The organism is Caulobacter sp. AVps18, assembly GCF_058681425.1.
The window spans coordinates 1,254,399-1,268,835 of the sequence record NZ_CM178737.1 but is presented as its reverse complement, the minus strand read 5'-3'; the positions used below and the strand labels follow the sequence as shown (position 1 = coordinate 1,268,835).

Annotated in this window: 15 protein-coding genes and 2 tRNA genes; 6 read left to right on the top strand and 11 right to left on the bottom strand. The window is 65.4% G+C overall.

The annotated features are described in order from the left end of the window. Nucleotides 1-104 precede the first annotated feature (104 nt). Nucleotides 105-575, top strand: a complete 471-nt coding sequence (locus ACW179_RS06090; RefSeq protein WP_492063404.1) for a TIGR02300 family protein — start codon at nucleotides 105-107, stop codon at nucleotides 573-575. Nucleotides 576-727: 152 nt separating this feature from the next. Then, a tRNA-Ala gene (locus ACW179_RS06085) sits at nucleotides 728-803 on the top strand. 168 nt (nucleotides 804-971) lie between these two features. Here the strand turns inward: ACW179_RS06085 and ACW179_RS06080 are convergent. Next, complete coding sequence (locus ACW179_RS06080; protein ID WP_492063403.1) at nucleotides 972-3,188, bottom strand: AGE family epimerase/isomerase; 2,217 nt, start codon at nucleotides 3,186-3,188, stop codon at nucleotides 972-974. Between the two features lie 230 nt (nucleotides 3,189-3,418). Between ACW179_RS06080 and ACW179_RS06075 the strand changes: the two genes are divergently transcribed. Both ACW179_RS06075 and ACW179_RS06070 read left to right on the top strand, forming a co-directional pair. Next, entirely contained in the window at nucleotides 3,419-3,844 is a 426-nt protein-coding gene (locus ACW179_RS06075) for an Hsp20 family protein (RefSeq protein WP_492063402.1), read from the top strand. A 109-nt stretch (nucleotides 3,845-3,953) separates the two neighbouring features. After that, entirely contained in the window at nucleotides 3,954-4,220 is a 267-nt protein-coding gene (locus tag ACW179_RS06070) for a DUF1150 family protein (protein ID WP_492063401.1), read from the top strand. Between the two features lie 36 nt (nucleotides 4,221-4,256). Here the strand turns inward: ACW179_RS06070 and ptsN are convergent, their stop codons facing one another. The 9 genes from ptsN to ACW179_RS06025 all read right to left on the bottom strand — a co-directional run bounded on the left by ptsN (nucleotide 4,257) and on the right by ACW179_RS06025 (nucleotide 10,711). Further along, nucleotides 4,257-4,721: a PTS IIA-like nitrogen regulatory protein PtsN gene (gene ptsN, locus ACW179_RS06065; RefSeq protein ID WP_492063400.1), complete on the bottom strand. Its 465-nt coding sequence runs from the start codon at nucleotides 4,719-4,721 to the stop codon at nucleotides 4,257-4,259. Nucleotides 4,722-4,806: 85 nt separating this feature from the next. Continuing rightward, nucleotides 4,807-5,439, bottom strand: a complete 633-nt coding sequence (hpf, locus tag ACW179_RS06060; RefSeq protein WP_492063399.1) for a ribosome hibernation-promoting factor, HPF/YfiA family — start codon at nucleotides 5,437-5,439, stop codon at nucleotides 4,807-4,809. A gap of 49 nt (nucleotides 5,440-5,488) precedes the next feature. Beyond that, nucleotides 5,489-6,100, bottom strand: a complete 612-nt coding sequence (locus ACW179_RS06055; protein ID WP_492063398.1) for an exopolysaccharide biosynthesis protein — start codon at nucleotides 6,098-6,100, stop codon at nucleotides 5,489-5,491. A 78-nt stretch (nucleotides 6,101-6,178) separates the two neighbouring features. Next, complete coding sequence (gene rpoN, locus ACW179_RS06050) at nucleotides 6,179-7,672, bottom strand: RNA polymerase factor sigma-54 (protein ID WP_492063397.1); 1,494 nt, start codon at nucleotides 7,670-7,672, stop codon at nucleotides 6,179-6,181. A 182-nt stretch (nucleotides 7,673-7,854) separates the two neighbouring features. Continuing rightward, entirely contained in the window at nucleotides 7,855-8,616 is a 762-nt protein-coding gene (gene lptB, locus ACW179_RS06045) for an LPS export ABC transporter ATP-binding protein (protein WP_492064261.1), read from the bottom strand. 16 nt (nucleotides 8,617-8,632) lie between these two features. Further along, complete coding sequence (locus tag ACW179_RS06040) at nucleotides 8,633-9,169, bottom strand: LptA/OstA family protein (protein WP_492063396.1); 537 nt, start codon at nucleotides 9,167-9,169, stop codon at nucleotides 8,633-8,635. Nucleotides 9,170-9,219: 50 nt separating this feature from the next. Further along, nucleotides 9,220-9,840, bottom strand: a complete 621-nt coding sequence (gene lptC / locus ACW179_RS06035) for an LPS export ABC transporter periplasmic protein LptC (protein WP_492063395.1) — start codon at nucleotides 9,838-9,840, stop codon at nucleotides 9,220-9,222. Between the two features lie 9 nt (nucleotides 9,841-9,849). Beyond that, complete coding sequence (locus tag ACW179_RS06030; protein WP_492063394.1) at nucleotides 9,850-10,467, bottom strand: ribonuclease D; 618 nt, start codon at nucleotides 10,465-10,467, stop codon at nucleotides 9,850-9,852. A 157-nt stretch (nucleotides 10,468-10,624) separates the two neighbouring features. After that, nucleotides 10,625-10,711 (bottom strand) — tRNA-Leu (locus tag ACW179_RS06025). A 154-nt stretch (nucleotides 10,712-10,865) separates the two neighbouring features. Here ACW179_RS06025 and ACW179_RS06020 point away from each other — a divergent pair. After that, complete coding sequence (locus ACW179_RS06020) at nucleotides 10,866-11,831, top strand: complex I NDUFA9 subunit family protein (protein WP_492063393.1); 966 nt, start codon at nucleotides 10,866-10,868, stop codon at nucleotides 11,829-11,831. 76 nt (nucleotides 11,832-11,907) lie between these two features. Here the strand turns inward: ACW179_RS06020 and ACW179_RS06015 are convergent, their stop codons facing one another. Continuing rightward, entirely contained in the window at nucleotides 11,908-12,708 is an 801-nt protein-coding gene (locus ACW179_RS06015) for an undecaprenyl-diphosphate phosphatase (protein WP_492063392.1), read from the bottom strand. Nucleotides 12,709-12,941: 233 nt separating this feature from the next. Between ACW179_RS06015 and ACW179_RS06010 the strand changes: the two genes are divergently transcribed. Beyond that, nucleotides 12,942-14,387, top strand: coding sequence for an NAD(P)-dependent oxidoreductase (locus ACW179_RS06010; RefSeq protein WP_492063391.1), 1,446 nt, complete (start codon nucleotides 12,942-12,944; stop codon nucleotides 14,385-14,387). Nucleotides 14,388-14,437 lie beyond the last annotated feature (50 nt).

Here is a 14,437-nt window from a genome sequence, read left to right as displayed (position 1 = left end):
TCCGTATTCATGGTGGGGTTCGCGAAGGGGATTGCTTTTGACAGCGGCCCTTGGCCATGGCAAGTGACCGGCCGCTTTTCCCATCTGGATCGAAGGGTCGCCTCTTGGCCAATCCCGAACTGGGTGCAAAACAAATTTGCCCCAACTGCCAATCGAAATTCTATGACCTGGGCCGTCGCCCGGCTCTATGCCCCAAGTGCGGCGAGTCGTTCGACCCGGAAGAGGCGCTGAAATCGCGCCGCGTCCGCGCCCGGGCCGTGACTCCCGACTATGACGCCGAGGACGAAAAACCCGTCACCGCCGTCAAGGAGGAACAGGACGGCTTCGAGGACGAGGTCGATGAGACCCCGGAAATCGACAAGGTCGAGCCGGACGTCATCGAGGCCGACGACGAAGACTCCGATCCCGGCGCGCCGACCCCTGCGGGCGGTGATGACCTGGGCGTTGATTTCGCCGAGGACGAAGACCTGACCGAAGACGAAGCCGATGACGTGCCCTTCCTCGAAGACGAGGATGAAGACGTTCTCGACGACGAAATCGAAGGCCTTCCGGGCGCTGACGACGACGATCGCTAAGACCCAGAACGACGTTCGGAAAATTCTTCGAAAAAAGTTCGCCGGGAGGGTTGATCCAAAAATCCTCCCGGCATAGACATCGCGCCTCGCCGGAGCCGACCCGTTCGGAGACGACGAGAAACACCAAGGTTCTCTTGGGAAACCAAGGACCTGGGGCTTTAGCTCAGCTGGTAGAGCGCTTGCATGGCATGCAAGAGGTCAGCGGTTCGACTCCGCTAAGCTCCACCAAGACGGCCGCTTCCCTAAAGGGAGCGGCCGTTTCCATGTCTGCCCTCCCCCCAGATATTCAGCCAGACACGCGTCAAGCCACGCCATGCATGGGCAGGCCGGTCCGCGCCCCGTCGAAGGGGGCGCGGATGCCATTCGTCACCGTCGCTGAAAGAGCCTCGCGCGCCGTCAGGTACGGGCGCGCTGCAACTCCTGGATCGCCGCCACCAGGTGGTAAAGCGAACTGGCCGGAGCGGCCTCGTCGATAAACTGGCCCTCTGGGGTCAGCTTGTCGCGCCACAGGCCCGGCGTCGGCGTGTCCAGATAGCGCGACAGGGCGATAGCCGCCGAGCGGGCGTCGGACAGATAGTCGCCACGGTCGGCCTCGCCCGCCGTATCGGCCAGAATCAGCGACGCCTTCAGCCATTCGGTCTGCGGCCACAGGCGCGCTTGCTGGCTCAGAACCGAGAAATCGTCGAACTGGGCGTCGATGGCCACGCCGCGCGACAGATCCACGCCACGTCGGCCCGCAGCATACATGCGGCGGGCGGCGACCAGGGCCGTTTCGTTCTGGCGCGCCAGACCCCAGCGGGTCAGTAGCCAAGCCCATTCGAACTGATGACCCGGCTCAATGCGACGGCCAGCGTCACCCGGCGCAGGAGCCCAGGCCGGATCGAAATATTCACGGATCGCGCCGCTGCCGCTGTCGATCATCTTGTTGAGGGCCAGTTCGGCGATCTCGTCGGCAATCCCGGCCCAGCGCGGGCTGGCGCCCGTCTCGCCCCAGGCCAGGGCGGCCTCGAACAGGTGCATCAGCGGGTTTGACAGATTGGGGTCGTCGCCGGTCTCGATGAAGCCGCCGGCCGGACCCCGGCGGGTCTCGATCAGGTCCAGTAGGGCGAGAGCCTCAGCCTCAAGCGCGATCTCACCGCCGGTCGCGGCTTGCAGCGACGCCGTGCCCAGCAGGAAGAAGGCCTGGTCATAGAGGAACGCAGCGTCGTCCAGCACAGCCCCGTCAGCGCCCACCAGGGTGCGGAACTGGCCATCGGGGCGCTTGTACCGCGCACGGGCCGCGTCCAGCCCGTGCAGGGCCGCCTGACGCCAGGGTCCAGCCCAGCCCAGCCGACCCGCCGTCGCGAAGGAATAGGCCTGACGGCCGTTCAGCCGGCCACGCCGCGGGATGGACAGCGGCGCGCCGTCCTGTCCGATGGCTTCGACGAAACCGCCGTCGCCATGGTCGGCGCCCAGCGTCCACCACACCGGCAGGGCCTGGGTCATCATCCAGTTGGTAAGACGATCGGCGAGGGCTCTAAGATCCCCGGCCGAAGCGATATCAACAGCGCCGTGGCGCAGGGCCTTCAGCTGATCGACTGCGCCCTTGACGTCCTGAGCGGCCTGCAGGCCGCAGACCAGGATGGCGTCGTTCTCGATGACGACGGCAAGGTCGGAAACCCCGATCAGGGCCACCACCTGGCTGGACCCGTTGTTGCGCACCAGGCAGTTGCTCGCGCCCTGGACGATGACGCCCGGACTGACGGCGTTGCCGGAAGCGTCGCCCTCGGCGCTGGCGGCGGCGGCCTGGATGGCATCCCACGCACCAAGGTCCGACCATTCGAAATCGACCGGCAGCACGGCGGCCCGCCCGGTCTTTTCCATCACGGCATAGTCGATTGAAATCTTGGTAGCGCCCGAGAAGCCCGGACCCATCAGCAGGCCACCGCCCTTGGGGGCCGCCTGGCTGACGGCAAGGCGCGCGGCGTCGGATACGGCGGGCGCAAAGGCGTCCAGTTCCGCCAGCAGGGTCTTGGCCGAAACCACGAAGTTCCCGCTGTTCCAGAGATAGCCGGCCTCGACATAGGTCTTGGCCAGGGCCTCGCCGGGCTTTTCGACAAAGGCGGCGACAGGCTTGACGGCTTGGACCCCTTCGCCGGGCTGGATATAGCCGTAGGCGCTGGACGGGGCGCTGGGGCGAACGCCCAGGGTGACGATCAGTCCGTCATCCGCGGCGGCGCGGGCGGCGACATTGACGGCAGCGCGGAAAGCTTCGGCGTCCGGCACGTGATGATCCGAGGCGCAGACCACCATGACGCCTTCGGGGTCCTGGTCAGCGACCCAGGCCGCGGCGGCGGCCATGGCCGGTGCGGAGTCGCGGGCCTCGGGCTCCAGCAACAGGGTCGCCTCGACGCCCAAGGCGGCCAACTGCGCCCGGATGGCGGCGGCGTGAATCTGGCCGGCGACGATCACGGGTTGGCTGGCGTTCTCGACGCCCGTCAGGCGCAGAATGGTTTGCTGGAAACTGGAAAGCGGTCCGAGCAGCGGAATGAATTGCTTGGGCCTGGACGGACGAGAGGCGGGCCAAAGGCGCGTGCCCGAGCCGCCACACATGATTACCGGATAAGTCGCCAAGCCCAAGCCCTCTGAAACCTCTGCCGTCCGCCTTACCGCGAGGTCGGCAACCAAGTCGAGCCGGTTGTAACATGGCGCTGTGACATTCTGGGCGGATGCCTGCTCGACGAACATGGCCTTAGCCCTTGAAGACCCCGCCAAAATCTCCACCTAAGCCTCGCGTTGCTCCATTGGTTGCCGTTGCAGGGGCTGATGGCGCGAACGAAGTCGCTTTTGCGAAGGACTTCGCGATGACCCGAACCCTACTGTTCGATAGCCCCTTCCTGCTGGGCTTCGAACACACACGAGACCTGATCGAGCGTGCGGCAAAGGCCGCGTCCGAAGGCTATCCGCCCTACAATGTCGAACAGGGCGAAGAGGGCGGGGTTCGGATCACCCTGGCGGTGGCCGGCTTTTCGCCCGACCAGCTGCAGGTGACGGTCGAGGGCGGCCAGCTGGTGGTTGCGGGAAAGCGGGAACCTGAAACCCGGTCAGAAACTGATCGCGCCTTTCTTCACCGCGGCATCGCGGCGCGGGGCTTCGTTCGCACCTTTGTGCTAGCTGAGGGCATCGAGGTCAGCACCGCGACGCTGGAGCATGGCCTCCTCCACATCGATCTGGCGCGCCCAAAGCCCGAGCGGTCGATCAAGCGCATTCCGATACGCTCGATCGCCTGACCAGGCGGCATTTACAATTTCCATCGCGTCCTTGAGGCCCCGGCGACCGTAGATTCGCTGAACCGGGCCGCATCCGGCGCGTTCCCTGTTCAAGAAGGAGGTGCTCAACATGACACCCAACCCCCGTACCCCGACCTTCACGGCAGAGGCCTTCGCGGCCCTCGGCGGGCCTGACCTGGTCTATGTCCGTCCGATCAAGGCCGAGGAAATTCTCGCGGACGCGCCTTCGGACGTGATCGAGTTCGACCTGCGCCCCGAGCAGACCCTGTATGCGGTATGCCGCGCTGACGGCGCCCGTCTGGCCGTGATGGTCGACCGCGACACCGCCATTGCCGCCGCCATCGCCCACGAGCTGGCGCCGGTCTCCGTTCACTGATTCAGAAACAGGGCGGCCTCCGCCGCCCTGAAGGCCTCAAGCGGCCGAGCTGGTCACTTCGTGGGCCAGCAGCACGTTGACCGCATCGGCCGAGCGGGCCTGGCGCAACTGCTCGCGAAGCTCGGGCTGACGCATCATCCGCGACACACGCGCCAGGGCCCGCAGATGCTGGGCGCTGGCGTCGCGCGGGGCCAGCAGGGCCACCAGCAGATCGACAGGCTTGTCATCGACCGATCCGAAGGCGACCGGCGTCTCCAGCCGCACGAAAATGGCCCGCACCCGCTCGATACCGTCAATCCGGGCGTGGGGGATAGCCACGCCGTGGCCGACTCCAGTGGAGCCGGCCGCTTCGCGCTCCATAAGACCGTCCAGAACCGCATCGGCGTCGACGCCCAGCACGCGGGCGGCGACGTCGGCGATAACGCTCAGAACCTGGCGCTTGCCCGGCGCACTGACGCGAAGCGTCACCGCTGCGGGATCCAGAAGATCGGCGATGGTCATGGACTTCAACGCTCGCTCGCTATCGGCCGCCGCAACACCGTCGCTGCAGGTCCGCCTTAGCGTTCGGGATCATGACATGATCCCGTTAGCGTCCGGTTGACCCGTTCCCGTTCAGCGACTTCGTGCGTTCGGGGTCGATCCAGCCGATATTTCCGTCTGGTCGCCGGTACACCACGGACAATCCGTCGTGGGCGGCGTTCCTAAACACGATTGCCTGGGACTCGGTCAAGTCCAGTTCCATGACCGCCATCGAAACGGTCATAATCTTCAAGGAAGCTTCACCCTCGGCGATGATCATCGCTGAAGGGGCACCGGCGGGGTGGTCGTCCTCAATTCCCCAGTCGTCCTCTTCGCGTTCGTCATTTTCCGGTGCGCGAAGCACGTACATCGCCGCGTTTTCGGCCTGCTTGGCGCTGGCCGCGATAGAGTGACTTTTCAGTCGTCGCTTGTAGCGCCTGATCCTCGTCTCGATCTTGGCCAGGGCTGCGTCAAACGCCGCGTGGGCGTCATTCCCCGCTCCATGGCTGATCAGTTGCTGACCCGAAGCCAGCTTTACCGAACAGTCGGCCCGGAAGGCATGGCCCTCCTTGCTGATGACCACGTCGGCGTTGCCGCCGCGGTCAAAATACTTGCCGATGCTCAGGGTGATTTCGTCGGAGACTCGCGCTCGCAGAGCCTCGCCAACGTCGACATGCTTGCCGGAGATTTGGACTTGCATGCCCTTACAACGCGCCCGTCCGAGGCCGGTGTCAAGCGCCTCAATATGCTCAAAAAAGTGTTGAAAAAAACGAGACCAGCCGGCTCAGGGCGGCCGTTACAACGCCCGCACTGACGAAGAGCAGACCAACACTGAGCGCGGCCATCAGATAGCCCAGCAGGGCCAGCAGACCGTCCCGCTGCAGCAGGGCCAGGGACAGGATCGCCACGGTCGCACCGGGGGCGATATTCCCCAGCGGGATCGGCAAAACCAGCACCAGCGCCAGCAAGGTGCAGACCACGCCGATCATGCGCTCGCCCAGCGGCATGAAGATCCAGGTCAGACGCGGCCGGGTGACAAGTTCCATGCGCTTTACGATGGGGGTCAGCTTGCGAAACAGCCCCCTCAGGTCGTCCCGTTTCAGGGGTCGATCGACCATCTTGCGCGGCAGCCACGGCGTGTCTGCGCCCCAGGCGATCTGCGGGGCCAGCAAAAGGATGGGCAGGCTGAGCAGGGTCGAGGAGCCCGGCGGCAGGGGCAGGGTGTTGAGCAGGCCGAAAATGAACAGCGTCGCACCGAAGGCACGGCTGTCGAACGATTCCAGCATCTGGCCGACGGTCAGACTGGGACGTGCGTCTTCGCCGAACCCCGCAATCACGTCGGACAGGCTTTTGGTCGTCATGCACGCTCCTCGTCGACGATCCTATAACGCCAGAGCGGGCTTAGAGGTCGTTAAGACCGTGTCAGAAGGTGGAATTGATCAGCAGGTTTCCTTGATCAACCGCCGACGTTCCACAGACGACGGAATACGCATGGCCTCGCGATATTTGGCCACGGTGCGACGGGCGATATCGACACCGGCCCCTTTCAGGATCTCGACGATGGCGTCGTCGGAATGCACGTCGGCCCCGCTACGCTCGGCCTCGACCAAACCCTTGATCTTGTGACGGACGCTGGCGGCCGAGTGGGCCTCTCCGCCCTCGGACGACTGGATGGCCGAGGTGAAGAAGAACTTCAGCTCAAATACCCCGCGCGGCGTGGCGACGTACTTGTTGGAGGTGACCCGGCTGACGGTGCTCTCGTGCATGCCGATGGCGTCGGCGACGGTCTTCAGGTTCAGCGGGCGCAGATGCTCGACGCCATAGGCCAGGAAGCCGTCCTGCTGACGCACGATCTCGCTGGAGACCTTCAGGATGGTCTTGGCGCGCTGGTCCAGGCTTTTCACCAGCCAGTTGGCCGAGGCCAGGCAGTCGGAGACAAACGTCTTTTCCTGATCGCCGCGCGCGCCGCCCGACACCCGGGCGTGGTAGCGCTGGTCGACCAGAACCCTGGGCAGGGTGTCGGTGTTCAGCTCGACATGCCACATGCCGCCCAGACCCTCGCGGACATGGACATCGGGCACCAGGGTCTCGGCCGGTTCGGTATGGAACGCCGCGCCGGGACGCGGCGTAAGCGCGCGGATCTCGGCGACCATCTCCTTGAGGTCTTCCTCGTCCACACCGCACAGGCGGCGCAGGCCGGCCATGTCACGACGCGCCAGCATGTCCAGATTGGCCAGCAGGGCAGCCATGGCAGGATCGTAGCGATTTTGATCCTTAAGCTGCAGGGCCAGGCATTCGGCGACGTCGCGGGCCGCTACGCCGGTGGGCTCGAAGCCCTGCACCACGCCCAGCACACGCTCAACCAGGGCCAGGTCGCAGCCCAGTCGCTCGGCGGTTTCGGGGAGATCCAGGCGCAGATAGCCGCCGGCATCCACGCCGTCGATCAGCACATTGGCGATCAGTTGTTCGCTTGCCGGCAGCCCGGCCTGGGCCAACTGGCGGGTGAGGTGTTCAGCCAGGGTGGGAACCGCCGTCAAGGCGCTCTCATAACCCTCGTCGCCCTCGAATGAGCCGCCGCCGCCCGCCCGCGACCAGTCGATCTGACCACCGGCCTGCTCGGCCTGCTCGCCGTCGCCCGAGGCGCGCTCGCCGGGCGACACGTCGTCGGGCGTGGCGTCCATCTCACGGCTGGCCGATGAATCCTGCACCGCATCGACGCCCACATCGCTGGTCGCCGGTTCACGGTCGATTTCGGGCGCAGCCTCGCTCTCACCCTCGTCGCGCTGCAGGAGCGGGTTACGCTCCAGCTCGGCCTCGACAAAGGCGTCCAGCTCGATGTTGGACAGTTGCAGCAGCTTGATCGCCTGCTGCAACTGCGGGGTTATGACGAGACCCTGGCCCTGCCGGAGCTCTAGTCTGTGGCTGAGCGCCAATGCGCCCTCCTGGCAAATCGAACGAAGCTTCGACCACCATTGAACGGTAGGGCTGGTTAACGGCTCGCCAACGCCTGCAATAAACGGGCCGGTGCGACTTTCCGTCCACACTCGCGACGCGCAAAGACGAAGGCCTCGGCCATGGGCCAGCCTTCAAACCTTTGAATAGACTGTAGTTTCCGTCAGGCTCGCTCGACGAAATAGTCGCCCAGATAGACGCGACGCACTTCGGGATCATCGATGATCTCTTGCGGCGAGCCCTCGAACAGCACCTCGCCCGCATGAATGATTGATGCCCGATCAATGATATCCAGCGTCTCGCGAACATTGTGGTCGGTGATCAGGATGCCGATGCCGCGCTTTTTCAGATAGCCGATCACCTCGCGAATATCGGCGATGGCCAGCGGGTCGATGCCGGCGAAGGGCTCGTCCAGCAGCATGAACGAGGGTTCGCTGGCCAGGGCGCGGGCAATTTCCACCCGCCGACGCTCGCCGCCGGAGAGGGCCACGGCCGGCGACTTGCGAATATGGGTGATGTGCAGCTCTTCGAGGATGCTGGTCACAGCCTCATTGGCCTTGCGCTGGTTCTTCTCGCGCATCTCGACCACGGCCATCACGTTTTGCTCGACCGTCATGCCCCGGAAGATCGAGGCTTCCTGCGGCAGATAGCCTACGCCAAGCCGGGCGCGCTGGAACATGGGCTGGGCCGTGATGTCCTCGCCGTCCAGATAGATCGAGCCATAGTCAGCGGCGATCAGGCCGGTGATCATGTAGAAACAGGTGGTCTTGCCGGCCCCGTTCGGGCCCAGCAGACCGGCGACCTCGCCACGCTTGAGGCGCAGGGAGACACTCTTGACCACCGGACGGTCGCCAAACGACTTGCCGATGGAATCGACCATCAGGCCGTCTGAATCGGGAGCCGCATAGCTGCCGAGGGGCGTCATCTTCATCGGGCTGGGCCTAGCGCTTGGGTTCGGCGGGCGTCTTGGACTCTTCGGGATAGATCACCGATCGCACCCGGCCGGTCTTGCCGCGGCCCTTGGCGTTGGACTCCAGCTTGACGTCGTTGGTCTTGGTCAGGACGGTCATCTTGTCGCCCCGGGCCACGTCCTGGCCGCGCACCACGATGACATCGCCGGTGATCACGATCGTTTCATTGACATAGGTATAGACCGCATGGTCACCGCGCACGGTCTGATCGGCGGTGACGTAGAATACATCGCCGTCGGCCTCCAGGCGCTCGACTTCGCCGCATGCGCCCGCGCCCGCGCCAGGCTTGCGCTTGTTATAGACATTGATGACCGCCGCACGCAGGCGCGCCTTGTCCTGCAGCACCTCGACATTGCCGCGGAAGATCTGCTTGCACTGGCTGTTGATGACTTCCTGCTCGTCCGCAGACACATCTACGGGCGCGCTGGAGTCGTTGGCGATCTGGGCATGGGCCGCCCCGCTCACCAGGATCAGTGCGGTCACCGCCGCCGCCATCCAACGCTGCATCAAGTCGAAGTCCTCATCTGTCGCCGCAGCGACCCTGGTCGGGGGTACTCTTACTGCCGATCAATCCGGGTGCGAACCCCACCCCTGAAAACGATCCGGTCGCCCTTGTCATATACGGAGTAGGCGTTGGATTGCACCTGCCCCTTTGGCCCTTCGCCCGTCAGACTGGTCTCGCCGGTGATGTTACCGGTCATGGTATCGACCAGCGCCTGGTCGGACGCGAAGCGATAGCCGCCACCGTCGTCCAGCCGAACATCGCCCTTGAGCGAGAGTTTCAGCGTGTCTTCGCGATAGATCCCGGTCTTGGCCGTCACCCGGGTGGGCTGGGGCTCGTCGATGCCCAGGGTCAGGGTCGGCGACTCCAGATAGACCTTCATCAGGTCCTTGTCGTCGCGCACAGCTGCGCGGGCGGTGATCATGAAGCTGCGCCCATCGCTGGACTGGCCATAGAAGCGCGGCGCGATCATGCGGATCTGGGTGGGCGACTCGGCTGGCGCGCGCTTGGCCGCTTCGATCGAGCGCCAGGCCACCTGGCCGGCCACGCCCAGCAGGATGGCTGCCACCCCGGCCGGCAACACGACGCGCAGCAGATGGATCAGCCGCGAGCGCCGCCGCCATTTCTGCAGGTCCCGGGCGACGTGACGTCCGGTGGTGGCTGCGGCCGCGACCATCGGAGGATCCTAGCTGTGAGCGAAGATATCGACATCTTCCCAGCCGGCCAGGTCGAGGGCGGCGCGGTGGGGTAGAAAATCGAAGGAGGCCTGGGCCAGGGCCATGCGGCCCTCGCGTTCCAGCATGGCGTTCAGCTTCAGGCGCAGGCCATGCAGGTGCAGCACGTCCGAAGCGGCATAGGCCACCTGGTCGGGACTGAGGCTGGCCGCGCCCCAGTCAGAGCTCTGCTGGACCTTGGACAGCTCCACGCCCATCAATTCGCGGGTCACGTCCTTGAGACCGTGCCGGTCGGTATAGGTGCGGGCCAGCTTCGAGGCGATCTTGGTGCAATAGACGGGGGCGGTCATCACCCCCAGGTGCAGCAGGAACATGGCGATATCAAAGCGGCCGAAGTGGAACAGCTTCAGGATCGCCGGATCGGTCAGCACCCGCTTGAGATTGGGCGCGTCGTAGGTCGCCCGGTCCAGCTTGACCAGATGGGCGTCGCCCTTGCCGTCCGACAGCTGCACCACGCACAGGGGGTCACGACCCAGGCGCAGGCCCATGGTCTCCGAATCGATGGCGATGGCATCGGCGCCGGCGAAAACGCCGTCGGGCAGGTCGCCCTCATGAACAAAATTGGCCAAGGTCTTCTGAGCTCTCCGGCAGCGCGAAACCGCGACAGACGCCGGTCAGGCCGGCGCACCCGTCAGGGCGCGCGACACTATAGTCACGATGAAACAGAATTCTATCGGAAGGAAGTATCGGCTCCACCCCGCACCTCTTTCGAGGGTTGGTAAGGGGTGGTGCCCAGGAGAGGACTCGAACCTCCACGACCTTTCAGTCACTGGCACCTGAAGCCAGCGCGTCTACCAATTCCGCCACCTGGGCCCGCAGAGCAATCCGTAGATCGCCGCGAGGCCGGGACGTTTAGGGAAAGCTTCTGACCTCGTCAATCGACAAATACGGACTAATTGCGCATTTCGTTGCGAAGCCCCTCGTGGTCGTCTATCCCCCGCGTCATCGCAAGCGACGGGGATTGAAGATGCAAGGTCTGGTCACGGTGTTCGGCGGCTCCGGCTTCGTCGGCAGCCAGGTCGTGCGGCAGCTCGCCAAGGCGGGCCACCGCGTTCGCGTGGCTGTGCGCCAGCCCAACCTCGCCTACAAGATGCGGATGCTGGGCGATGTCGGCCAGATCGAGGTGGTCCAGGCCAATGTCCGCAACGTCGCCTCGGTGACGCGGGCGCTGGAAGGCGCCGAGGCCTGCGTCAACCTGGTGGGGCTTCTCTACGAGTCGGGCCGGCAGAAATTCCAGGCCGTCCATGTGATGGGCGCCAGGACCATCGCCGAGCGCGCCAAGGTGGCCGGCGTCACCCGCTTCGTGCAGATCAGCGCCATCGGCGCCGACGTGGCGTCCGAAGCCAAGTACGCCCGCACCAAGGCCGAGGGCGAAGAGGCGGTTCGCGCCGTATTCCCCGGCGCCGTGATCGTCCGCCCGTCGGTGGTGTTTGGTCCCGAGGACAATTTCTTCAACAAGTTTGGCCAGATGGCCGCGATCAGCCCGGCCCTGCCGCTGGTCGGTGCCGACACGCGGTTTCAGCCGGTGTTTGTCGGCGACGTGGCCGCCCTGATCGCCCAGGCGGCCAGCAGCCCGGCGGCCGAGGGCGTGACCTATGAACTGGGCGGCCCTGGCGTCTATACGATGCGCGAAATCCTGCAGCTGATCCTGACCGAGACCGGCCGCGACCGCCTGCTGCTGCCGGTGCCGTGGTTCGCCGCCTCGCTGATCGGCCAGGTCGGCGACCTGATGGCAGGCATCCTGCCCATCGCCCCGCCGCTGACCACCGACCAGGTCGAGATGCTGAAGAGCGACAACGTCGCCGACCATGGCCTGCCGGGCCTGGCGCAGGCCGGGATCGTGCCGACCAGCATCGAGGCGATCGTGCCGTCCTACCTCTACCGCTACCGCAAGGGCGGCCAGTACGCCCCGACCCCGGCGGGGGCGTTCTAGCGCTCCTGTCACTCCGACGAAAAAGGGGCGGACGCCGCAGCGTCCGCCCCTTCTTTTTTGACCGAGCGCCGGGTGATCAGCGCGGGATGTAGAGCAGCCCGAGGCCCACTACACCGACGGCGATGCGCCACCAGGCGAACGGCGCGAAACCGTGCTTGCTGATGAAGTCCAGCACCGTCTTGACCACGAAGACGCCCGAGATCAGGGCCGCCACGAAGCCCAGGCCGATCAGGCCCAGGTCGTTGGTGCTGAGCTTGTCGATGTTCTTGTAGAGGTCGTAGGCGAAGGCGCCGGCCATGGTCGGCATGGCCAGGAAGAAGCTGAACTCGGCGGCCGAGCGCTTGTCGCACTTCAGCAGCAGGGCGCCGGCGATGGTTGCGCCCGAGCGCGAGACGCCGGGCACCAGGGCCAGGCACTGGAAGAGGCCGATGATGAAGGCGGTCTTCAGCGGATAATCGGCCACGTCGGTGTAGCGGGGCTCAAGCTTCATGCGGTCCAGGGCCAGCAGGGCGAAGCCGCCGAGGATCAGGGTGGTGCAGACCAGAAGCGGCGACTCGTAGAGCACCGTCTTGATGAAATCGTGGGCCAGCACGCCCACGGCAACCGCCGGCAGGAAGGCCAGGAAGACCCCCAGGATGAACCGCCGTGACGCCGGACTGCTCGGTGCCGTGGTCAGCAGGTTCCAGAGTCGCCCGAAATAGGCCCCGGTGATCGCCAGGATCGCGCCCAGCTGGATCAGCACCTGAAAGGTGTTGCCCGGGCTGTGGAAGCCCAGGAAATGGCCCACCAGCAGCAGGTGGCCGGTCGAGGAGACGGGAATGAATTCCGTCAGGCCCTCGATCAGGCCCAATATGATCGCGATCAGCCAGTCCGACATCGTAATCCCTCTGTAGCGCAGCCCACTCGGGTGCGCTCGACACGGTAAATACCAAGTTCATCCACAAAGTGGACCATATAGCCGACGCACTGCGATCCGCTCGCAAGAGCAGGCACCGCATCCTGTATATATTTGTCTATTTTTAGGACCACCGCATTCTTCTTGCGGAAAAGAGTCCTTATGAGCCCGCTATACGCAATTTTTCCCCCAAGTGCGGGAACGAGGGAAGTCGCATGGCCGAGCGCATGCTGAAATTCACGACGGTCGCGCGTCGCACGCCTGAAAAGCGGGCGGCGGACGCTCGCAGCGGCGACTTCCACGAGATCTACGCCGACTTCATCGATGCCAAAGCGACCGAGCAGGCCTCGCGTTGCTCGCAATGCGGCGTCCCGTTCTGCCAAACCCACTGCCCCCTGCAAAACAACATTCCCGACTGGCTGCGGATGACCGCCGAGGGCCGTCTGGAAGAAGCCTACCAGCTGTCGCAAGCCACCAATTCCATGCCGGAGGTGTGCGGTAGAATCTGCCCCCAGGACCGACTGTGCGAAGGCAACTGCGTCATAGAGCAGTCGGGTCACGGCACCGTGACGATCGGCTCGGTCGAACGCTACCTGACTGACAAGGCCTGGGAGATGGGCTGGGTCAAGCCGCTGGTGGCCGGCGCGGCGCGCGGTCAGTCGGTCGGCGTGATCGGCGCGGGCCCGGCAGGCCTGGCCGCCGCCGAGATGCTGCGCGAAGCCGGCTACGACGTCACCGTCTATGATCGCCACGACCGGGCCGGCGGCCTGCTGATCTACGGCATCCCCGGCTTCAAGCTGGAAAAGGACGTCGTCGAGCGGCGCACCTCGCGCCTCGCCGACGGCGGCGTGGTGTTCAAACTCGGCTTCGAGGTCGGCCGCGATGCCAGCCTGCAGGAGTTGCGCGACCAGCACGACGCGGTTCTGATCGCCGTCGGCGTCTATGCAGCCCGCGACCTGGTGGTGCCCGGATCGGGCAACCAGGGCGTGGTTCCGGCCCTCGACTATCTGATCGCGTCGAACCGCACGAGCCTGGGCGACAGCGTACCGGACTATGAGAGTGGTGTTCTGAACGCGTCGGGCAAGGACGTGGTCGTGGTCGGTGGCGGCGACACCGCCATGGACTGCGTGCGCACCGCCATCCGCCAGGGCGCGACCTCGGTCACCTGCCTCTATCGTCGCGACAAGGCCAACATGCCCGGCTCGCTGCGCGAAGTGGCCAATGCCGAGGAAGAGGGCGTGACCTTCGAATGGCTGGCCGCCCCGCGCGCCGTCATGGGCGAGGCCGGCGGCGCTACGGGCGTGCGGGCCATCCGCATGCGCCTGGGCGCCCCGGACGCCTCGGGCCGTCAGAGCCCCGAAGAAATCGAGGGCGGGGATTTCGACCGTCCGGCCCAACTGGTGGTCAAGGCCCTGGGCTTTGAGCCCGAGAACCTGCCGGAAAGCTGGTCGGCCCCCGACCTGAAGACCACCCGCTGGGGCACGGTGAAGGCCGATGTCCGCAACCAGATGACCAATCTGGACGGCGTGTTCGCCGCCGGTGACATCGTGCGCGGCGCCTCCCTGGTGGTCTGGGCGATCAAGGACGGCCGCGACGCCGCCGACGCCATCCACCGCTATCTGGCGGCCAAGGTTTCCGCGACCCTGATCGCGGCGGAATAAACCCCTCTCCCCCTGTGGGAGAGGGTGGCTGCGGAGCAGCCGGGTGAGGG

Bases quoted from the DNA above. Each gene is read 5' to 3' on its own strand.
- ACW179_RS06075 (WP_492063402.1), top strand. From the start codon at position 3,419: ATGACCCGAACCCTACTGTTCGATAGCCCCTTCCTGCTGGGCTTCGAA.
- ACW179_RS06070 (WP_492063401.1), top strand. From the start codon at position 3,954: ATGACACCCAACCCCCGTACCCCGACCTTCACGGCAGAGGCCTTCGCG.
- ptsN (WP_492063400.1), bottom strand. From the start codon at position 4,721: ATGACCATCGCCGATCTTCTGGATCCCGCAGCGGTGACGCTTCGCGTC.
- hpf (WP_492063399.1), bottom strand. From the start codon at position 5,439: ATGCAAGTCCAAATCTCCGGCAAGCATGTCGACGTTGGCGAGGCTCTG.
- ACW179_RS06055 (WP_492063398.1), bottom strand. From the start codon at position 6,100: ATGACGACCAAAAGCCTGTCCGACGTGATTGCGGGGTTCGGCGAAGAC.
- lptB (WP_492064261.1), bottom strand. From the start codon at position 8,616: ATGACGCCCCTCGGCAGCTATGCGGCTCCCGATTCAGACGGCCTGATG.
- ACW179_RS06040 (WP_492063396.1), bottom strand. From the start codon at position 9,169: ATGCAGCGTTGGATGGCGGCGGCGGTGACCGCACTGATCCTGGTGAGC.
- lptC (WP_492063395.1), bottom strand. From the start codon at position 9,840: ATGGTCGCGGCCGCAGCCACCACCGGACGTCACGTCGCCCGGGACCTG.
- ACW179_RS06020 (WP_492063393.1), top strand. From the start codon at position 10,866: ATGCAAGGTCTGGTCACGGTGTTCGGCGGCTCCGGCTTCGTCGGCAGC.
- ACW179_RS06015 (WP_492063392.1), bottom strand. From the start codon at position 12,708: ATGTCGGACTGGCTGATCGCGATCATATTGGGCCTGATCGAGGGCCTG.
- ACW179_RS06010 (WP_492063391.1), top strand. From the start codon at position 12,942: ATGGCCGAGCGCATGCTGAAATTCACGACGGTCGCGCGTCGCACGCCT.